Origin of the sequence: Streptomyces sp. NPDC052687 (assembly GCF_040678395.1) — a bacterium.
In the GTDB taxonomy this organism is placed as follows: domain Bacteria; phylum Actinomycetota; class Actinomycetes; order Streptomycetales; family Streptomycetaceae; genus Streptomyces.
Window position 1 is genome coordinate 184,812 of sequence record NZ_JBFATR010000005.1, and the last position, 19,935, is coordinate 204,746.

Here is a 19,935-nt window from a genome sequence, read left to right on the forward strand (position 1 = left end):
GGCTCGTGCTGTGCCAGAAAGGGCGCTTCGTGGCCGATTCCGGCAACCCCAACGAGAACATCCCGTCCACCGAGGCCGCGGCCGAAGGCACCGAGGCCTCCGTCTCGACCTCGTACGACGCCAGTGCCATCACCGTCCTCGAGGGTCTGGACGCGGTCCGCAAGCGACCCGGTATGTACATCGGTTCCACCGGCGAGCGCGGCCTGCACCACCTCGTGTACGAGGTCGTCGACAACTCCGTCGACGAGGCGCTGGCCGGGTACGCGGACACGATCGAGGTGACGATCCTCCCCGACGGCGGCGTCCGCGTCGTCGACAACGGCCGCGGCATCCCGGTGGGCATCGTCCCGTCCGAGGGCAAGCCGGCCGTCGAGGTCGTGCTGACCGTGCTCCACGCGGGCGGCAAGTTCGGCGGCGGCGGCTACGCGGTCTCCGGTGGTCTGCACGGCGTCGGCGTCTCGGTCGTGAACGCGCTGTCGAGCAAGGTCTCCGTCGAGGTCAAGACGGACGGCCACCGCTGGACCCAGGACTACAAGATGGGCGTCCCGACCGCCCCGCTGGCCAAGCACGAGGCCACCGACGAGACCGGCACCTCGGTCACCTTCTGGGCCGACGGCGACATCTTCGAGACCACCGAGTACTCGTTCGAGACGCTCTCGCGGCGCTTCCAGGAGATGGCGTTCCTGAACAAGGGACTGACCATCAAGCTCACCGACGAGCGCGAGTCGGCGAAGGCCACGGCCGGCGCGGACGAGGCGGGCGCGGACGAGAAGCACGAGCCGAAGACCGTCACGTACCACTACGAGGGCGGCATCGTCGACTTCGTGAAGTACCTCAACTCCCGCAAGGGAGACGTGGTGCACCCCACCGTCATCGACCTGGAGGCGGAGGACAAGGAGAAGTCCCTGTCCCTCGAGGTCGCGATGCAGTGGAACAGCGGCTACAGCGAGGGCGTCTACTCCTTCGCCAACATCATCCACACCCACGAGGGCGGCACCCACGAAGAGGGCTTCCGCGCGGCGCTGACGAACCTGATCAACAAGTACGCCCGCGACAAGAAGCTGCTCCGCGAGAAGGACGACAACCTCACGGGCGACGACATCCGCGAGGGTCTGACCGCGATCATCTCCGTCAAGCTCAGCGAGCCCCAGTTCGAGGGCCAGACCAAGACCAAGCTGGGCAACACCGAGGCGAAGACCTTCGTCCAGAAGGCGGTCTACGAGCACCTCAGCGACTGGCTGGACCGCAACCCGAACGAGGCGGCGGACATCGTCCGCAAGGGCATCCAGGCGGCCACCGCGCGCGTGGCGGCCCGCAAGGCGCGCGACCTGACCCGCCGCAAGGGCCTGCTGGAGACCGCGTCGCTGCCGGGCAAGCTGGCCGACTGCCAGTCCAACGACCCGGCCAAGTGCGAGATCTTCATCGTCGAGGGTGACTCCGCCGGCGGCTCCGCCAAGTCCGGCCGCAACCCCGAGTACCAGGCGATCCTCCCGATCCGGGGCAAGATCCTCAACGTCGAGAAGGCGCGGATCGACAAGATCCTGCAGAACCAGGAGATCCAGGCGCTCATCTCCGCCTTCGGCACCGGAGTCCACGAGGACTTCGACATCGAGAAGCTGCGCTATCACAAGATCATCCTGATGGCGGACGCCGACGTCGACGGCCAGCACATCAACACCCTGCTGCTGACCTTCCTGTTCCGCTTCATGCGGCCGCTGGTCGAGGCGGGCCACGTGTTCCTCTCCCGCCCCCCGCTCTACAAGATCAAGTGGGGCCGGGAGGACGTCGAGTACGCGTACTCCGACCGCGAGCGCGACGCGCTGATCGAGATGGGCCGCCAGCGCGGCAAGCGCATCCGCGAGGACTCCATCCAGCGCTTCAAGGGCCTCGGCGAGATGAACGCCGAGGAGCTGCGCGTGACGACCATGGACCAGGAGCACCGCGTCCTCGGCCAGGTCACCCTCGACGACGCCGCCCAGGCCGACGAGCTGTTCTCGGTCCTCATGGGCGAGGACGTCGAGGCCCGCCGCCAGTTCATCCAGCGCAACGCCAAGGACGTCCGCTTCCTCGACATCTGAGTCGGTCTCAGCTGACCGCACCAGGAAGGATCCCCACCAGCAATGACCGACGAGAACACTCCCGTCACCCCGGAGCAGGGCGGCGAGGTCGCCATGCGCATCGAGCCCGTCGGGCTCGAGACGGAGATGCAGCGCTCGTACCTCGACTACGCGATGTCCGTCATCGTCTCGCGTGCGCTGCCCGACGTCCGCGACGGCCTCAAGCCCGTCCACCGCCGCGTGCTGTACGCCATGTACGACGGCGGCTACCGCCCCGAGCGCGGCTTCTACAAGTGCGCCCGCGTGGTCGGCGACGTCATGGGCAACTACCACCCCCACGGCGACTCCTCGATCTACGACGCGCTGGTCCGTCTCGCCCAGCCCTGGGCGATGCGCATGCCGCTCGTCGACTCCAACGGCAACTTCGGCTCGCCGGGCAACGACCCGGCGGCGGCCATGCGCTACACCGAGTGCAAGATGGCGCCGCTGTCGATGGAGATGGTCCGCGACATCGACGAGGAGACCGTCGACTTCACGGACAACTACGACGGCCGCTCCCAGGAGCCGACCGTCCTGCCCTCCCGTTTCCCGAACCTGCTGATCAACGGCTCGGCCGGCATCGCGGTCGGCATGGCGACCAACATCCCGCCGCACAACCTGCGCGAGGTCGCCGCCGGCGCCCAGTGGTACCTGGAGCACCCCGAGGCCTCCCACGAGGAGCTGCTGGACGCGCTCATCGAGCGCATCAAGGGCCCCGACTTCCCGACCGGCGCGCTCGTCGTCGGCCGCAAGGGCATCGAGGAGGCGTACCGCACCGGCCGCGGCTCCATCACCATGCGCGCGGTCGTCGAGGTCGAGGAGATCCAGAACCGCCAGTGCCTGGTGGTCACGGAGCTGCCGTACCAGGTCAACCCCGACAACCTCGCGCAGAAGATCGCCGACCTGGTGAAGGACGGCCGGATCGGCGGCATCGCCGACGTCCGCGACGAGACGTCGTCCCGTACGGGCCAGCGCCTGGTGATCGTCCTCAAGCGGGACGCGGTCGCCAAGGTCGTCCTGAACAACCTGTACAAGCACACCGACCTGCAGACGAACTTCGGCGCCAACATGCTGGCGCTGGTCGACGGCGTGCCGCGCACGCTGTCCCTCGACGCGTTCATCCGCCACTGGGTGACGCACCAGATCGAGGTCATCGTCCGCCGTACGAAGTTCCGGCTGCGCAAGGCCGAGGAGCGCGCCCACATCCTGCGCGGCCTGCTCAAAGCCCTGGACGCGATCGACGAGGTCATCGCGCTGATCCGGCGCAGCGACACCGTCGACGTCGCGCGTACGGGCCTGATGGAGCTCCTGGAGATCGACGAGATCCAGGCCAACGCGATCCTCGAGATGCAGCTGCGCCGCCTCGCGGCCCTGGAGCGGCAGAAGATCGTCCAGGAGCACGACGAGCTCCAGGCGAAGATCAACGAGTACAACGAGATCCTCGCCTCGCCGGTCCGCCAGCGCGGCATCGTCAGCGAGGAGCTGGCGGCGATCGTCGAGAAGTACGGCGACGACCGCAAGACCCAGCTGGTGCCCTACGACGGTGACATGTCCATCGAGGACCTGATCGCCGAGGAGGACATCGTCGTCACCGTCACGCGCGGCGGCTACGTCAAGCGCACCAAGACGGACGACTACCGCGCCCAGAAGCGCGGCGGCAAGGGCGTCCGCGGCGCGAAGCTGAAGGAAGACGACATCGTCGACCACTTCTTCGTCTCCACCACGCACCACTGGCTGCTGTTCTTCACCAACAAGGGCCGGGTCTACCGCGCGAAGGCCTACGAGCTGCCGGACGCCGGCCGCGACGCGCGCGGGCAGCACGTCGCCAACCTGCTGGCCTTCCAGCCGGACGAGACGATCGCCGAGATCCTCGCGATCCGCGACTACGAGGCGGCGCCCTACCTGGTCCTGGCCACCAAGGCCGGCCTGGTGAAGAAGACCCCGCTGAAGGACTACGACTCCCCGCGTTCGGGTGGTGTCATCGCCATCAACCTCCGCGAGCGCGAGGACGGTTCGGACGACGAACTGATCGGTGCCGAGCTGGTCTCGCCGGACGACGATCTGCTGCTCATCAGCAAGAAGGCGCAGTCGATCCGGTTCACGGCGACGGACGAGGCGCTGCGCCCGATGGGCCGCGCCACCTCGGGTGTCAAGGGCATGAGTTTCCGTGAGGGAGACGAACTGCTCTCGATGAATGTTGTTCGACCCGGTACGTTCGTGTTCACTGCTACCGACGGCGGATACGCGAAGCGGACCGCTGTCGACGAGTATCGCGTCCAGGGACGCGGCGGCCTCGGCATCAAGGCCGCCAAGATCGTCGAGGACCGCGGTTCGCTCGTCGGTGCGCTGGTGGTCGAGGAGACCGACGAGATCCTCGCCATCACGCTCTCCGGCGGTGTGATTCGCACGCGAGTCAACGAGGTCAGGGAGACGGGCCGTGACACCATGGGCGTCCAACTGATCAATCTGGGCAAGCGCGATGCCGTGGTCGGCATCGCACGTAACGCCGAGGCGGGACGCGAGGCGGAGGAGGTCGACGGCGACGTGGCCGTCGACGAGACCGCCGAGGATGCCGCGACGACCGGCACGGACGAGGGTGAGGCGCCCTCGGCCGAGTAGCACGAGGAGTGAGACAGCGTGAGCGGAGCCACGGGCGCCGGACCGGCCGGTACCTCGACGGGTCGTACAACGACCGGTCAGGAAGCGGACGGCGGTGGCCGTGGCTCCGCCGCGCAGGCGGCGGATCCGCAGACGACGAACCTGAAGGCCGTCACGTCGCCTGCGAAGAACGCCGGTGCAGGTGACCCCGGTGCCGGAAGCACCGGCGCCGACAGCGCCGCCGTCGCCGGTAACGCCGGCGCCGATGCCGCCGGTCCCGTCGCCGATGCCGCCGGCACCGCCAAGCGCGGCAGGAGCGGCAGGAGCGGCAAATCCGCCAAGAACGCGCGCAACGCGAAGACCTCGCCCTCGCCTGACACGCATGGATCCCAGGGGGGAACTGTGACGGACACCCGAGGCCCGCAGACCCAGCAGCCGGGGGCCTCGCCGCTGCCCGGGGAACGGCAGCCGCAGCAGCCCACCGGGCCGTACCACCCGCCGCAGGCCTACCCCGCGGGGCAGGCGGCGCCGAGCGCGGCGGGCGGCGCCGTACGCCGGCCGCGCACCGGGGCGCGCACCACCCCGCGCGTCCGCAAGGCGCGCCTCAGGGTGGCGAAGGCCGATCCGTGGTCGGTGATGAAGGTCAGCTTCCTGCTGTCGATCGCGCTGGGCATCTGCACGATCGTGGCGGCGGCCGTGCTGTGGATGGTCATGGACGCGATGGGCGTCTTCTCGACCGTGGGCGGCACCATCTCGGAGGCCACGGGCTCCAACGAGTCGAACGGCTTCGACCTCCAGGCCTTCCTGTCCCTGCCCAACGTGCTGCTCTTCACCTCGATCATCGCGGTGATCGACGTGGTCCTGGCGACCGCCCTGGCGACCCTGGGCGCGTTCATTTACAACCTCTCCGCGGGCTTCGTGGGCGGTGTGGAGCTGACGCTCGCCGAGGACGAGTGAGGCGGTTCCCTGGTGGGCCGGACGTGGGGCCCGGACGGGGTCCCGGCCCCTCCCCGGCCATCGATTTTGGGACTGGCCCGGTCGTGCGCTAATCTTCAGGAGTCAGCGCGCGGGACACACACCGCAGAGCGCGGCGGGGCTATAGCTCAGTTGGTTAGAGCGCATCCCTGATAAGGATGAGGCCACAGGTTCAAATCCTGTTAGCCCCACCAGCACGAAGACCCCCGGTCCGGATGGACCGGGGGTCTTCGTCGTTTTCGTCGTCGTCGCCTTCCGTCTTCATCGCCTCCTCCTCGTCGCCGCCGCCTCCAGTGAGCCGGCAGTCGGCGTTCGCCCTGAAGGTGAAATGTGTCCGTATTAGGCGCTTTAAATCATGGGGGAATTTCTCGCCAAGATCGTTTACAGTGGATCTTGATCATCGAGATCACCGAGGGCTGTGTGCGATTTCCGCACGGACCAGCAGCCCTTTTTGTTGACGGGGAGATATTTCATTAATGAAGAAGTCTGTGACGAAGATAGCCGTCGCCGCCTCCGCGACGGCTTTCATCGGGGCGCTCACCGCTGCGGCGCCCGCGACCGCGGCCGGCCCGGCGCCGGCTCCGGTACAGGTCCGCACGTTCACCGCGGACAGCGGTGTGAAGCCGCCGGCCCAGCTCATCGGGCCGAACGGCGAGAAGCCGAGTGAGTGGGGCGTGGTGAGCTACCCCGCCGGTGCCAAGGGCCTGAAGACCCCCCGCGTGAGCAAGGGCGGCGGCACCTGGAACTACGGCACCAACCTGGACGGCGTCTACAAGGGCTGCTACTCCAACTACATCCACCCGACGAAGAAGCACTCGGCCAGCGTCTCCATCGCGAACGCCACCGACAAGGACGTCCGCGAGAAGGACATCTGGGCCAAGGCGTACGCCAAGGCGGGGACCGCCCACACCTGCAGCGCGTACTGGGGTGTCTACTAGGCACGGCGCCCGGCACCGGGCCCGGCAGGTCTCTGGAACCCTGCCTGGCACGGTGCCAGACACGACGTACTGATCCATGTCCTGGCCGGCGGCCGCCTCGGCGGTGCCGGCCAGGACATGGGTCGTTTTTCTGCCCGTCCCCCCACAGCGAGGTTGTACGCGTGCGCTCCTCTTTCCGTTCTTCTTTGCCGAGACTGACGCTGGTTCTCGGTATTTCCGTCGCCGTAGGAATTCTCGGGCCCCTGCTCGGCCCGGTGAGCGGATCGGTGAGCCAGATCGCTTCCGCCACGTTGAGTGCCGGGTGGGCGTATGCCGCGGTCGCCTATGCGGCCGGAATGGCGAGCCGTTCGAAAAGAGGAGCCGCGGTTCTCGGCGTCGTCTCCCTCTGGGGGTGCGTCACGGTCTACTACCTGACGAAGGCCGCCCAGGGCGACTACCTCAAGGCGGACCTCAGCGATCCCACCGGGAAGACCGAGTACTTCGCCTGGGGCGAGCTGCTGTCCATGATCGGGCTGTGGGCCGTGTTCGCCTGCCTCCTGGGGCCCGTCTGCGCGATCGCCGGGAAGGCTTCGCTCAGCGGTCCCTGGCCTCTTCTGTCCCAGCTCCTGCTGCCCGCCGTGGTCATGGTCGAGACGACCATGCGCCTGGCTCATCCGGCGCCGCTGCAGGACCAGCTGGTGGTGACCACATGGCAGGTCACCCGCATGCTGGCGATCGCCGCCGTCGTCGCCCTGGTCGTCAGGGCGCTGTGGAGGGGGCGGGCGTCCGTACGTCCCGCGGGGTGACGTCCCCCTGCGCGCACGAAGGCCCGGCCACCGAGGGGTGACCGGGCCGCTTCGTGAGGGCGGTACGCGGTTCGCCGTGCTGACAGGGTGGAGAAGGAGGATCAGGGGGGCGGAGGACTCCCGCCGTGGGGTGGGGGAGGGCTCCTGCGGGTATGGCCGCTGGCGCTCAGCGCTGGAGGGGCGTGACGACGGCTTCTTCCGGAACGGCCGAGGAGGCGTCGGAGGCGTCGGACTCGTCGGTCAGGGGAGCGCAGTCGGTGTTCGCCGGGGCCGCGTCCGCGAGCGGCCGGTGCCGGCAGCTCGGGGAGGTGCCGTGGGCCTCGGCCCGGATCCGCTGTTTCATCGTGGGGGGCAGGGACCGGGCGCCGGCCCAGGCCCAGGGGGACATCGCCGGTGTCGCCGGTGTCGTGACCGGGGCGGTGGCGCCCTTGCCGCTGTTGCTGGCCGAGTCGGTCTGGGGTACGGCCGCGGCGGCGGTCGTGGTGACGAGTCCGAGCGCCGTGAACAGCGCGAGGAAGGCGGTGACGAAGGCGGTCCACAGCTTCATGACCGTGGTGCGGGCCATGGCCCCTCACTTTCGGGTTGGGCGATTTGCGTACTTTCCTCATGATGTGTATGCGGGTCGCGAAGTGGTGGACCGACGCCCGTGGCGCGTCGATGTTCAGATGAACACCACCCGTATGGACGCAAGAGGGCCGGAGGACCTTTGCGGTGGCGCGAAATGGCCCGTTGTGTCACCATCCGTGATGGTCTGATCACCGTGTGATCGGAAAGGCGGTTTCCGCTTCTACGGCGGCTTCGCGGGCGGGAGTTGGGCCCAGGGCGCAGGTCACCGATCGATATCGGTCGGTGTGTATAGTCGGGCGCCAGAGGTCCCCTACGTCAAGGAAAGACGAGGTCGCGCGGTGAAGAAGCTTCTCCTGGTCGCACTGGCCGCCATCGGCGGGCTCCTCGTGTACCGCCAGATCCAGGCGGATCGCGCCGAGCAGGATCTGTGGACGGAGGCGACTGACTCCGTGCCCACGGGTTCGTGACCACCGACATACCCGTCCGAGCAATCGGAACCGGAACAGTCTGAACAGACCCCGGCCGCCTCGCGGTCGGGGTTTCGTGTGTGCACGGCGAGGACGCCTGGGTAAGGGGGCCCGCGTGAGGTGGTGTCGTTCATCGGCGGTACGCGCGCGCGTGGCCGTCACCGCGGTGATAGTGGGGGCGCTGGCCGTGCCGGCCGCGCCGACGACCGTCCCCGCGGCGGCGGGTGTCACCGCATCGGCGGGGCGCGCGTCAGCGGATCTTTTATCGGGGGATCTCGTGGCTGGGGATCTCGTGGCTGGGGATCTCGTGGCTGGGGGCCTCGTGGCTGGGGACTTCGAGGCGGGGGACGCCGCCGCGGCAGCCGACTTCGCCGGAGCGGCCGGTCCTGCCGCAGCGGCGGACGACGACCCGCGCGGGTACGCCTTCGCCGCGGACGCCCGGCCGGTGCGCGCGGCGACGGGCACCACCGACGCCGCCCTCCTTCGGCCCGGCTCCACCTACCGGAGCACCCTCCCGGCCGACGGGACCGCCGCCCACTACCGCCTCGACCTCGACGCCACGTCGAACGCGTACGTCTCCGCCACCGCCGTACCCGACCCGGCCGCTCCCCTCGCCGCCTCCGACGGCATCAAGGTCTCCGTCCAGAACACCGACAGCCGATCCTGCTCCTACGACACCGCGACCATCGGCGGCTCCCGCAGCCCGCGGCCGCTCACCGCGACGGGGGCACGCGAGGCGGACGGGCCGCTGTGCGAGGGCGCCGGGACGTACTACGTGGTCGTCGAGCGGGTCGGGCCCGGACGCTCCGGTGGGACGCCCTGGGAGCTGGAAATCGGCGTCTCCACCGAGCCGCGCCTCGCGCAGGCGGCGGCCAGCCGCGCGCCGGAGGCCTGGGACTCCGCCTCCCCCGCTCCGCCCACGGACGAGCCCAGGCGCCGGCCCGGCGGCGCCGGCTTCGACACGGCGGCACCCCTGGGACAGGGCGTCTGGACCGCCGGCATCACACCCGGACAGACTCTGTTCTACGAGATCCCCGTCGACTGGGGCCAACGGCCGTACGCCACCGCCGAACTGGGCAGCGCGGGCGGCACCGACCACTCCTACGCCGTCGCCGCCCTGCGGCTGTCCCTCCACAACCCCGTGCGGGCCCTCGTCGACGACGACGGCACCGGCTACGACGGCAGACAGCAGTCGGCCACGCTCGCACCGTTGCCGCCGGTCGACTTCGCCAACCGGTACGCCTCGGCCGACCGGGTGAGCGGTATGCGGTTCGCCGGCTCCTACTACCTCGTCGTGCATCTCGCCGCCCAGGTCGCCGAGAAGGTCGGTCCCGGGCCGTTCGGGCTCACGCTGCGCGTCCGGGTGCAGGGCGACGCGCAGGACGGCCCTCTCTACGCGGGACGGTCCGTGCCCCAGGGGCTTTTCGACGTGACCGGAGGGGAGCGGGAGGCCGCGTCGGGCGAATCCGGGGGAGGCGGCGCCGCGATGGCGGCGGTCGCGGTGGGCGGATTCGGCGCGGGGACGCTGATTCTGGTGGGGCTGGCGGTGTGGGCGGTGCGTGCGCGGCGGCTTGGAGCGGGGGGAGCCCTTAGATCTGGGTGAGCGCCCAGAACCCCACGGCGTAGCAGGCGAGGGCCAGCAGCAGCAGAGGGATCACCGCTTGGGCGGGCGGGCCGGGCCGGCGTGCGGCGGCGTGCGAGCGGCGTCCGGAGGTTTTCTGCTCGGGGAGTGGAACCTGCGGGTCGCGAGCGGTGTACGAAGCAGTAGAGGTGCCGGTGGGGTGCTGCTGCTGTGGCGGTGGCAGCGGCGGGGCCGCCGGGAACGACAGCGGGGCTTGCGAGCGGGGGGAGACGACGTGGTGGGGTTCGTGCGGGTGGTGTGGGGGGCGCGAGGCCTCGGCCTGTGGGGGGTGCGAGGTGTGGGCCTGCGGAGGCGGCAGGTGGAAGCTGCCGGTGTCCGACATGGTGGAGGGCTGTGGGGGAGCGGCCGGGACGGGCGAGGTCGGCGGGGTGTGCGGAGTCTGCGGAGTCTGCGGGGGATGGGTGGGCCGGGGGCCGTTGGGGGAGTACGGGCCTTGGTCCGGGCGTTTGTCCTGCTGGAAGCCCTGCTGGGGGCTGTGGGTGGGGTCTTGGCGAGGATGCGCGGGCTGACGCCCCGGATCGGTTGCGGACGTCACGGACACCGTGCCCGGCCACGCGGAGCCGGAGTCGAAGCCGGAGCCGGAGCCCGTGCCCGCGCCCATGCCCGTGCCGGACAGGGAGTCCACGTCGCCCCCGGACCGCGCGGTGGCCGAGCGGAAGTCCGTCCGCACTCCGGGCGCCGGCCGGGGACCGTCCGGCCCGAACCCGTCCGGGAGCGGACCGAGTTGGTCGAAAATCTCGATCAGCTCGTCGTCGGGCCCCGGCTCCGGCAGGAGCTCCGCCGCCGCGGCGAGCGCCTTGCGCGCCCCGGTGGCCGTGCGGAAGCGGGCCTGTGGGTCGGGTTGCAGCAGCGCCGCCACGACCTGCCACAGCGGCTCGGGAATGTTCTTCGGCGCCGCAGGCGTGCCATGCTCCGCGAAGTACTGCACCAGTGCCTTGGCGTCCGGTTTGGCGCCCTCCAGCAGATAGAGCGCGACCAGCCCCACGGCGAAGAGATCCGCGGGAAAGTCGGGATCGGCTCCCATCATCTGCTCCGGCGCGAGGTAGCCGGGCGTTCCCACCACCAGGTTGGTCTCGGTCAGCCGCGGCTCGCCGAACCGCATGGCGATGCCGAAGTCGGACAGCCGCAGCCTCGGCCGCCCCGTCCCGGTGGCCTCCAGCAGCACGTTGGCGGGCTTGATGTCGCGGTGCACCACGCCCTCGGCGTGCACCGCGGACAGCCCGGACAGCAGCTGGTCCAGCAGGGTGCAGACGAAGGCCGGCGGCAGCGGGCCGTAGTCACCGACGAGGTGGACCAGCGAGCCGCCGGCGACCAGGTCCATGGTGAACAGCACCTTGTCGTCGTCCGCCGCCCAGCTGGCGGGGGCCAGTACATGTGGGTGGTCGATCCGCAGCGCCTGCTCACGGACGAAGCGCAGCAGCGAGTGCGCGTCGCTCTGCTGGAGGACCTTGGCGGCGACATAGCGGCGGCGCCGGTGGTCCCAGGCGCGCCAGACGGCGCCGGTCCCGCCGCGCCCGATCGGGTCGACCAGTTCGTACCGGCCGGCGAAGACCTCACCCATCGCTGTACGCCGCTCCTCCCCCTCGGCCCCGTGCGTTCCCCTCGCGGATTCCCCCGTGCTCCGGCACGCTCCCCCGTTCGGCGCGCCCCCGTCGCGCCTCCCCCTCGCGTTCGTTCACGGCGTCGGCCCGGTTGCCGCACCCCTTCGGTGACCGGGCCGGCGGTTCAGTTCTGGTGGGACTGGTAGTGCGCGACCGCGTCGGAGGTGCGGCCCGCGCCGTAGACCCGGAGGAACTCTGCCAGCTCCGGGTGGGTCGGGGCGAGAGAATCCGCGGCGTCGATGATGTCGCCGGCGGCCGCGACCGAGCGCAGCAGCGACTGGATCTCGCGGACCACCCGCTTGACGGTGGGCGCCCCCGAACTGCTGGTCGTCTGCGTCGTGTTGCTGAGCACCGAGCCCCCCTGCGACTTCTTGATCTCTTCCATGCGCTCGGTGGCCTCGGCCGCGCTCACGCTGCCGTCCGCGACCTGCGCCGCCAGCTCCTGGAGCAGCTGCACCCGCTGGACCACGGCCGGATTGCCGATCTTGGCCCGCTGACCGCTCATCAGCTGCGACAGCATCGGCGCGGACAGTCCCAGTACCCCCGCGAGACGAGCCTGGTTGAGGCCAAGATCGTCGATGAGCTTACGGAAGAGCGCCCCCAACGGCTCCCCGTACCAGTTCCGCTGCAGTTCCCGCGCTCTTGCGGTGGCTTCCTGCTGTGCGGCGTCCATTGCGTCTCCCCATCGCTTCCCCAAAAACCGTGGTTCGCTGTAGCGAACCACGCCGAGCATCTTACGGAGCGTGGTCGTTCGGGGGGACCCCCCAATCTTTTTGCGAGATACCCGGGGCGACCCGCTACTCTGGTCTGCGGCGCCCGCCGGTGTGTGGTTCCTCCGGGCCGGACGTCTCCCTCACGGGGCCTTAGCTCAGTTGGTAGAGCGCCGTCTTTGCATGGCGGATGTCAGGGGTTCGACTCCCCTAGGCTCCACTCGAGAAAGCCCCTCCGACTTGCGGCAGCGCGAGACGGAGGGGCTTTTCGCGCACCGGGACGGACCGTCGCCGCATGCGCACGTGTGTTCGACGGCGAAGGGTGCAAGGGAGCCCGGCCTGAGGACGGAGTGCGGCCTCCCGCGAAGCCCCCTGCGGCGCTGCACGTGCCGTCCGGCCTCGTTCCCGCTCTCCTGAGCAGGCTGCACACCGGGTAAGTCCGTGCAGGTCATGGTCGTCGCGACCAAGGGTGGGTCCGACCGTTCGGCGCACCGGATTCGGCCTGCGGCCCCGGCTCGCAGATGCAACCGGGTTACGTTTGCCAGGTGCGACCGGGCGGGCCGGGAAGTACCTCGCGGTGGCCCCGGTCTTGGCTTTCGCGAACGCTCATGGAGAGGGCGGCGGCCTGCCCGTTCCACGTGAAACACGGCTGTGGGGCGGGAGAGTCGCAACTCCCCTGCCCCACAACGGTCTTACGGATCAAACGCGGTGCTCAGCCGCGCTCGTCGCGGTCGGCGGCCTCCTCCTCGGCTTCCTTGGCCTCGACCTCGGGGTCCAGGGCGGACGGACCGCTGCCGTCCACCGAGGTCAGCCGGCCGGACTCGGGTACCTCCGTCGCGGCGGGCGGCTCGACCAGCCAGTCCGGGTTGGCCTGCTTGTCCCACCACTTCCAGGCGGCGAAGGCTGTGCCGCCGATGACGCCCAGAATCGCCACGACCTTGAACGCGCGGCCCGCCTTGGCACGGCGCTCGTGCTTGCGGACCAGCTTCTGGATCTCCTGGGGCGAGATCTGACCGCGCAGCGCGGCCAGGGCGGCGGCACCTCGCGCGGTCGCCTCGCTCTTGACGGGCCCGGCCGCGGCGACCGCCTGTTCGATCTTCGGCCGGGAGTAGACGGCGGCCTGCCGCGCGGCCATGCGCGTGCGGTAGGCCGCCTCATGGGCGGCGTGGTCGACCTTCGGCGGCACATGAGACCGGGCCTGTTCCAGATACGGCGCGACGCGCGCCGCGTACTGGACGCGGGCCTGCCCGGCGGCCTGTGACATCTTCGGGGCGAGGCGGGTGCGCGCCTCCTGCGCGTAGTGCGCGGCCCGGTCCTTGGCCGTGTCGGCGTAGGGCGCCACCACTTCCGCGGCGTGCAGCACGCTGTCCTTCGCCGAGCCGGTCGCGGCGCGCACGCTGTCGATGCGGGTCACGGGTTCCTCCTCCTCGGTGGCGTACGGTAATTCGACTTTCCACCCTTTTACGGATCATGCCTGCCGGAACGCGCTGAGGCATGTGCGGGCGGGCATCCGGGTCACTCGGCCGTACGGGGAGTGCGCCGGGGGGATCGATAAGGGATGAATTCGGGGCAACGGGAGCTTGTCGTCGACAATGCCACGGATCGGCGCCGCGCGCTGGCGAACCCGGGTGCTCGGGCGAGGCGCGCGCGGGCCGTGCGAGGATCGGATGACACAGGAAGACAACGGAAGGCACATCGTGGCTGAGAAGCTCTACGCCACTCTCAAGACCAACCAGGGCGACATCGAGATCCAGCTCTTCCCGGACCACGCGCCCGAGACGGTCAGGAACTTCGTCGAGCTCGCGCGGGGCGAGCGCGAGTGGACCCACCCCGCCACCGGCGAGAAGTCCACGGCGAAGCTGTACGACGGCACGGTCTTCCACCGGGTGATCAGCGGCTTCATGATCCAGGGCGGTGACCCGCTGGGCAACGGCACCGGTGACCCGGGGTACCAGTTCAAGGACGAGTTCCACCCCGACCTGCGCTTCGACAAGCCGTACCTGCTGGCCATGGCCAACGCCGGCCCGGGCACCAACGGCTCGCAGTTCTTCATCACCGTCTCCCCGACGGCCTGGCTGAACCGCAAGCACACCATCTTCGGCCAGGTCACCGACCAGGCCAGCCAGAAGGTCGTCGACGCCATCGCCGAGACGCCGACCAACCCGCGCACCGACCGGCCGGTGAACGACGTCGTCATCGAGACGGTCGTCATCGAGACCCGCGAGGGCTGACCACCAAGGTCCTAAATCGCCCATAGGGAACCAAACGCCCCTTCCGTCCGTAAGGATGGAAGGGGCGTTTCTCGCTTACGACGACGTAGGGGACCTCGATGGACCAGGTGTCGGAAAGTCCGCAGGAAGCGCACAGTCTGCCCGGTTGCTACCGTCACCCCGACCGTGAGACCGGGGTGCGCTGCACCCGCTGCGAGCGCCCGATCTGCCCGGAGTGCATGGTCAGCGCCTCGGTCGGCTTCCAGTGCCCCGACTGCGTCCGCGGCGGCTCCGGCACCGGTCACCACCCGGGCGCCTCCCGGCCCCGCAATCTCGCCGGGGCGCCCCTCGCCGTCAGCGGCGATCCCCACCTGGTCACCAAGATCCTCGTCCTGCTCAACCTCGTGGTGTTCGTCGCCGTCCAGGCGTCGTCGGCCCTGCTCGGGGAGATGATGCTGATCGCCCAGTGGCCGCCGGCCCCCTGGACGCCCACCCAGGGCGTCGCCGAGGGCGAGTGGTACCGGCTGGTCACGGCGATGTTCACGCACGAGGCGATCTGGCACATCGCCTTCAACATGCTCAGCCTGTGGTTCCTCGGCGGTCCGCTGGAGGAAGCGCTCGGCCGGCTGCGCTATCTCTCCCTCTATCTGATCTCCGGGCTCACCGGCAGCGCCCTCGCCTATCTCCTCCAGCCCCCGCACACCGCCTCGCTCGGCGCCTCCGGTGCGATCTTCGGCCTCTTCGGCGCCACCGCCGTCCTGATGCGCCGCCGCAACCTGGACATGCGCCCGGTGCTCGTCCTCCTGGCGATCAATCTGCTGTTCACCTTCAACCCCGGCTTCAACATCTCCTGGCAGGCGCACATCGGCGGCCTGGCCGGCGGAGTGGCCGTCGGTCACGCCCTGCTGAACGCTCCGCGGGAGCGCCGGACGCCGGTGCAGGCGGGGGCCTGCGTACTGGTGCTGGCGGTGGTCGTCGGCATGACCCTCCTGCGGACGGCGCAGCTCACCTGAGCGCCTTGCGTGCCCCCTGAGCAGCGGTTGTCCACAGCGTGTGGCCGATCTTGTGCATACGGTGCGGGAACAGCTGTGCCCCCTGTCGCCGGCCCGTGTTTCCGCAGGTCAGACAGGGGGCGAACATGCATTCGGACGCCGGTCGTTCCGTCACACCGGCGTCAACCCTCGATGAGTTATCCACAGATCGTCGTTCTTTTTCCCCACTGTGGAAAACCGCTGTGGATAACTCAGTGGATAGCCCTGGGCAGAACTGCGTTCACTGCCCGGCAGGGCCTACTTCCACTGCGTGGAGACACCGAATCCGGCGGCGATGAACCCGAAGCCCACCACGATGTTCCAGTTGCCGAGCGCGTCGATCGGCAGCGAACCGTCGGTCACATAGAAGACGACGATCCAGGCCAGACCGATGAGGAACATGGCGAGCATGACGGGCGCGACCCAGGCGCTGGTGGTCAGTTTGATGTTCGTCGCCTGCTTCGCCGGAGGCGGCGTGTAGTCGGCCTTCTTGCGGATACGTGACTTCGGCACGAGGGTCTCTCCTGTCGATGCGCTGCGTGGCCGCGCAGGGAACTGGGTCGGGCTCGGGGCAGCGTACAAGGGGACACTGAGTGCTCCCCCGGGCGTCCGTTAGCGTAGTGCTTCCGTGGCGCCGAAGGAGATAAGGGTACGTTGAGCAATTCTGCCGACTCTCCCCAGCCGGGATCCAGCGCTGCCCGCAGTGGATCTTTCCGTCCCGTCCGACTGCTCACGGTGGCCGTCTTCGCTCTCGCGGGACTCCTTTTCTTCACCAGTTTCCACACGGCCAAAGGCACAAATATCCGTACGGATGCGTCCTTGCTGAAGCTTTCCGACCTCATTCAGGAACGCAGCCGCAAGAACGGCGAACTGGACGAGTCCAACGCGGCCCTGCGCGATCAGGTCGAAGCCCTCGCCGAACGCGACGACAACAGCACCCGGGCCGAGGACGAGAAACTGGCCGCCCTGGAGAAGAGCGCCGGCACCCAGAAGGTCACCGGCGAGGCCATCACCGTCACCCTCAACGACGCCCCGCCGGACGCCACCGCCAAGCTCCCGGGCTACCCCGAGCCGCAGCCGGACTACCTGGTCATCCACCAGCAGGACCTGCAGGCCGTGGTGAACGCCCTGTGGCAGGGCGGCGCCAAGGGCATCAAGGTCATGGACCAGCGGCTGATCTCCACCAGCGCCGTCCGCTGCGTCGGCAACACCCTGATCCTCCAGGGCCGCGTCTACTCGCCGCCGTACAAGATCCAGGCGGTCGGCGACCCGGAGAAGCTCCAGAAGGCGCTCTCCGCGAGCCCCGCGATCCAGAACTACATGGTGTACGTCAACGTCTACGGCCTCGGCTGGAAGGTGGAGGAGAACGGAAGGGTCACCCTCCCCGGCTATTCCGGCACGGTCGACCTGCACTACGCGAAGCCCGTGGAGTAGGCCCCGGCCTGCGACCGCCGGACCGGCACCCCGCCGCGCCCACGGTTTCACGTGGAACCAAGCCGATCCTCGAAGGGCCGGGGCCCCGCGCCGTTAGTCTGGTGCCGTACGGCGTGAGTCTGGTGCCGTGGTACGACGGAAGGGACGGCATGTACGGCTGGATCTGGCGGCATCTGCCGGGCAACGCGTGGGTGAAGGCGCTGATCTCCCTGGCCCTGATCCTGGCCGTGGTCTACGTCCTGTTCCAGTACGTCTTCCCGTGGGCCGAACCGCTGCTTCCCTTCAACGATGTGACGGTGGACAACCAGTGAGCGCGCGCATCCTCGTCGTCGACAACTACGACAGCTTCGTCTTCAACCTGGTCCAGTACCTGTACCAGCTGGGCGCCCGGTGCGAGGTGCTGCGCAACGACGAGGTGTCGACCGCGCACGCCCAGGACGGCTTCGACGGCGTCCTGCTGTCGCCCGGACCGGGCGCCCCCGAGCAGGCCGGCGTCTGTGTCGACATGGTCCGCCACTGTGCGGCGACCGGCGTCCCCGTCTTCGGGGTCTGCCTGGGCATGCAGTCGATGCAGGTGGCGTACGGCGGCGTCGTCGACCGCGCGCCCCAGTTGCTCCACGGCAAGACCTCGCTGGTCGAGCACGAGGGCAAGGGCGTCTTCGCCGGCCTGCCCTCCCCCTTCACGGCGACCCGCTACCACTCCCTGGCGGCCGAGCCGGCGACCGTGCCGGCCGAGCTGGAGGTCACCGCGCGCACCCACGACGGCATCATCATGGGCCTGCGCCACCGGGAGCTGCCCGTCGAGGGCGTCCAGTTCCACCCGGAGTCGGTGCTCACCGAGCACGGCCACCGCATGCTGGCCAACTGGCTGGCCGAGTGCGGCGACCAGGGCGCGGTGGCCAGATCCGCGGGGCTGGCCCCGGTGGTGGGCAGGGCCACGGCGTGACCGCACTGCGCCCCGAGCGCGAGAGCACCTCGTACGGGCAGCAGCCGTACGAGGGCTCCGGCACGCTCGGGGACGGGTACGACCGGCCGTCGTACCCGTCACGGACGCCACCGCCATCGTCGCCGGAGACGACGTACCCGTCACAGCCGCCGACGGAAGAGGACCCGTACCCGCCCCTCTCCGCCGAACCGCCGCTCGACGACGAGACGGTGGCGCTGCGCATACCCGAGCCCCTCGATGAGCCCATACCGGCCTCGGCGGCCGCGTCCGGGGCCGGTGCCACCGGAGCGGCGCCCGGCGGCCGTGCGGCCCGCAGGAAGGCCGCCAAGGCCCGCCACGGGCGCCGCCGCAGGACGGCGCCGCCGCCTGCCCCGGCCGACGACGAGCCGCGGGCCCCCCTCTCCCGGGTCGAGGCCCGCCGGCTGGCCAAGGCCCGCAAGCCCGGCCCCGGAGTGATCGCCAGCCGCGTGATCGGCGAGCTGTTCATCACCACCGGCGTGCTGATGCTGCTGTTCGTCACCTACCAGCTGTGGTGGACCAACGTCCGCGCCCACGCCCAGGCCGGCAGCGAGGCGAGCCAGCTCGAGGACGACTGGGCGAGCGGCAGGCGCAACCCCGGCACCTTCGAGCCCGGCCAGGGCTTCGCCCTCCTCCACATCCCCAAGCTGGACGTCAAGGTCCCCATCGCCGAGGGCATCAGCAACAAGAAGGTGCTGGACCGCGGCATGGTCGGCCACTACGCCGAGGGCGCCCTGAAGACGCCGATGCCCGACGCGAAGACCGGAAACTTCGGCCTCGCGGGCCACCGGAACACCCACGGCGAGCCCTTCCGGTACATCAACCGGCTGGAACCCGGCGACCCGATCGTCGTGGAGACGCAGGACACCTACTACGTCTACAAGATGGCGTCCATGCTCCCGGTGACCCCGCCGAGCAACGTGAGTGTGCTCGATCCCGTCCCGAAGGACTCGGGATTCACGGCCCCCGGCCGGTACATCACCCTCACGACATGCACGCCGGAGTTCACCAGCAAGTACCGGTTGATCGTCTGGGGCAAGATGGTCGAGGAACGGCCGCGCAGCAAGGGCAAGCCGGATGCGCTCGTCAGTTAAGGGCAGATGAAACGTGGCAGCGACCACCGACGACACCGAAGAGCACACCACGGCCCCCGAGCCCGCACAGCCCGCGCCCCGGCGCCGTCGCCCCGGCCGGATCGCCATGGCGGTCAGCGTCTTCGGCGAACTCCTCATCACGGCGGGTCTGGTTCTCGGCCTGTTCGTCGTCTACTCGCTGTGGTGGACGAACGTCCTCGCCGACCGCAAGGCGGACCACGAGAGCGACAGGGTCCGCGACACCTGGGCCCACGAGGGCAGCGGCGGCCCCGGCGCCCTGGACACCAAGGACGGCATCGGCTTCCTGCACGTCCCGGACATGAACAAGGACGAGATCCTGGTCAAGAAGGGCACCTCGGCCGAGATCCTCAACAACGGAGTCGCCGGCTACTACACCGACCCCGTCAAGGCGACCCTCCCGATGAGCGGCAAGAACGGCAACTTCAGCGTCGCCGCCCACCGCGACGGGCACGGCGCCGAGTTCCACAACATCCACGAGCTGAAGAAGGGCGACCCGATCGTCTTCGAGACGAAGGACAAGTGGTACGTCTACAAGGTCTACGCCACTCTCCCCGAGACCTCGAAGTACAACGTCAAGGTCCTCGAAGCCGTCCCCAAGGAGTCGGGCCGCAAGAAGGCCGGCAAGTACATCACCCTCACCACCTGCACCCCGATCTACACCAGCCGCTACCGCTACATCGTCTGGGGCGAACTGGACCGGGTGGAGAAGGTGGACGCGCAGCGCACTCCGCCGGAGGAGATCCGCTGACACCCGCCGACACCGGCGGCAGCGACCGAGACGGAGAAGGCCCGGCAGCCACAG

Annotated in this window: 19 protein-coding genes and 2 tRNA genes; 16 read left to right on the top strand and 5 right to left on the bottom strand. The window is 69.6% G+C overall.

The window, feature by feature from the left end; all coding sequences use genetic code 11:
* The first annotated feature begins 5 nt into the window (after window positions 1–5).
* The 6 genes from gyrB (at window position 6) to AB0K92_RS08405 (ending at window position 7,392) form a co-directional block, all read left to right on the top strand.
* Complete coding sequence (gene gyrB, locus AB0K92_RS08380; RefSeq protein ID WP_166000462.1) at window positions 6–2,078, top strand: DNA topoisomerase (ATP-hydrolyzing) subunit B; 2,073 nt, start codon at window positions 6–8, stop codon at window positions 2,076–2,078.
* Window positions 2,079–2,120: 42 nt separating this feature from the next.
* The gene (gene gyrA, locus AB0K92_RS08385) at window positions 2,121–4,715 is read left to right on the top strand and encodes a DNA gyrase subunit A (protein WP_365920618.1); all 2,595 of its coding nucleotides are present in this window, start codon (window positions 2,121–2,123) and stop codon (window positions 4,713–4,715) included.
* Window positions 4,716–4,733: 18 nt separating this feature from the next.
* Entirely contained in the window at window positions 4,734–5,651 is a 918-nt protein-coding gene (locus AB0K92_RS08390; RefSeq protein WP_365920620.1) for a DUF3566 domain-containing protein, read from the top strand.
* Between the two features lie 135 nt (window positions 5,652–5,786).
* A tRNA-Ile gene (locus AB0K92_RS08395) sits at window positions 5,787–5,863 on the top strand.
* 282 nt (window positions 5,864–6,145) lie between these two features.
* Entirely contained in the window at window positions 6,146–6,607 is a 462-nt protein-coding gene (locus AB0K92_RS08400) for a lactococcin 972 family bacteriocin (RefSeq protein ID WP_365920623.1), read from the top strand.
* Between the two features lie 161 nt (window positions 6,608–6,768).
* Window positions 6,769–7,392: a DUF6518 family protein gene (locus AB0K92_RS08405; RefSeq protein ID WP_365920625.1), complete on the top strand. Its 624-nt coding sequence runs from the start codon at window positions 6,769–6,771 to the stop codon at window positions 7,390–7,392.
* A 166-nt stretch (window positions 7,393–7,558) separates the two neighbouring features.
* On the opposite strand, the gene AB0K92_RS08410 is transcribed toward AB0K92_RS08405, so the two are convergent.
* Window positions 7,559–7,957 (bottom strand): DUF6344 domain-containing protein, encoded by a 399-nt coding sequence (locus AB0K92_RS08410; protein ID WP_365920627.1) that lies wholly within the window; start codon window positions 7,955–7,957, stop codon window positions 7,559–7,561.
* Window positions 7,958–8,297: 340 nt separating this feature from the next.
* Here AB0K92_RS08410 and AB0K92_RS08415 point away from each other — a divergent pair, with 340 nt between their 5' ends.
* On the top strand, window positions 8,298–8,426 hold the full coding sequence (locus tag AB0K92_RS08415; protein WP_003999697.1) for a DLW-39 family protein: 129 nt from the start codon (window positions 8,298–8,300) through the stop codon (window positions 8,424–8,426).
* Between the two features lie 322 nt (window positions 8,427–8,748).
* Window positions 8,749–10,029, top strand: coding sequence for a hypothetical protein (locus tag AB0K92_RS08420; protein ID WP_365920629.1), 1,281 nt, complete (start codon window positions 8,749–8,751; stop codon window positions 10,027–10,029).
* On the opposite strand, the gene AB0K92_RS08425 is transcribed toward AB0K92_RS08420, so the two are convergent.
* Window positions 10,016–11,629: a protein kinase gene (locus AB0K92_RS08425; protein ID WP_365920631.1), complete on the bottom strand. Its 1,614-nt coding sequence runs from the start codon at window positions 11,627–11,629 to the stop codon at window positions 10,016–10,018. The genes AB0K92_RS08420 and AB0K92_RS08425 overlap by 14 nt on opposite strands.
* A gap of 164 nt (window positions 11,630–11,793) precedes the next feature.
* Window positions 11,794–12,342, bottom strand: coding sequence for a DNA-binding protein (locus tag AB0K92_RS08430; protein ID WP_166000479.1), 549 nt, complete (start codon window positions 12,340–12,342; stop codon window positions 11,794–11,796).
* Between the two features lie 184 nt (window positions 12,343–12,526).
* On the opposite strand from AB0K92_RS08430, the gene AB0K92_RS08435 reads away from it, so the two are divergent.
* Window positions 12,527–12,599, top strand: a tRNA-Ala gene (locus AB0K92_RS08435).
* A 492-nt stretch (window positions 12,600–13,091) separates the two neighbouring features.
* Here the strand turns inward: AB0K92_RS08435 and AB0K92_RS08440 are convergent.
* Entirely contained in the window at window positions 13,092–13,793 is a 702-nt protein-coding gene (locus AB0K92_RS08440; protein WP_365920633.1) for a DUF5324 family protein, read from the bottom strand.
* A 283-nt stretch (window positions 13,794–14,076) separates the two neighbouring features.
* Between AB0K92_RS08440 and AB0K92_RS08445 the strand changes: the two genes are divergently transcribed.
* Window positions 14,077–14,610 (top strand): peptidylprolyl isomerase, encoded by a 534-nt coding sequence (locus AB0K92_RS08445; RefSeq protein ID WP_365920635.1) that lies wholly within the window; start codon window positions 14,077–14,079, stop codon window positions 14,608–14,610.
* A gap of 98 nt (window positions 14,611–14,708) precedes the next feature.
* Window positions 14,709–15,602, top strand: a complete 894-nt coding sequence (locus tag AB0K92_RS08450) for a rhomboid family intramembrane serine protease (protein ID WP_365920637.1) — start codon at window positions 14,709–14,711, stop codon at window positions 15,600–15,602.
* A 276-nt stretch (window positions 15,603–15,878) separates the two neighbouring features.
* On the opposite strand, the gene crgA is transcribed toward AB0K92_RS08450, so the two are convergent.
* Window positions 15,879–16,133 (bottom strand): cell division protein CrgA, encoded by a 255-nt coding sequence (gene crgA / locus AB0K92_RS08455; RefSeq protein ID WP_166000487.1) that lies wholly within the window; start codon window positions 16,131–16,133, stop codon window positions 15,879–15,881.
* Between the two features lie 141 nt (window positions 16,134–16,274).
* On the opposite strand from crgA, the gene AB0K92_RS08460 reads away from it, so the two are divergent.
* The 5 genes from AB0K92_RS08460 (at window position 16,275) to AB0K92_RS08480 (ending at window position 19,881) form a co-directional block, all read left to right on the top strand.
* The gene (locus tag AB0K92_RS08460) at window positions 16,275–17,054 is read left to right on the top strand and encodes a DUF881 domain-containing protein (RefSeq protein ID WP_365920639.1); all 780 of its coding nucleotides are present in this window, start codon (window positions 16,275–16,277) and stop codon (window positions 17,052–17,054) included.
* Window positions 17,055–17,167: 113 nt separating this feature from the next.
* Window positions 17,168–17,365 carry a hypothetical protein gene (locus AB0K92_RS08465; protein WP_365920757.1) on the top strand — a complete coding sequence of 66 codons (198 nt, stop codon included), beginning with the start codon at window positions 17,168–17,170 and terminating at the stop codon, window positions 17,363–17,365.
* Window positions 17,362–18,000, top strand: a complete 639-nt coding sequence (locus AB0K92_RS08470; protein ID WP_365920641.1) for an aminodeoxychorismate/anthranilate synthase component II — start codon at window positions 17,362–17,364, stop codon at window positions 17,998–18,000. Before AB0K92_RS08465 ends, AB0K92_RS08470 begins: the two co-directional genes overlap by 4 nt.
* Complete coding sequence (locus tag AB0K92_RS08475; RefSeq protein ID WP_365920643.1) at window positions 17,997–19,112, top strand: class E sortase; 1,116 nt, start codon at window positions 17,997–17,999, stop codon at window positions 19,110–19,112. Before AB0K92_RS08470 ends, AB0K92_RS08475 begins: the two co-directional genes overlap by 4 nt.
* Window positions 19,113–19,125: 13 nt before the next feature.
* Window positions 19,126–19,881 carry a class E sortase gene (locus AB0K92_RS08480; protein ID WP_365920645.1) on the top strand — a complete coding sequence of 252 codons (756 nt, stop codon included), beginning with the start codon at window positions 19,126–19,128 and terminating at the stop codon, window positions 19,879–19,881.
* Window positions 19,882–19,935 lie beyond the last annotated feature (54 nt).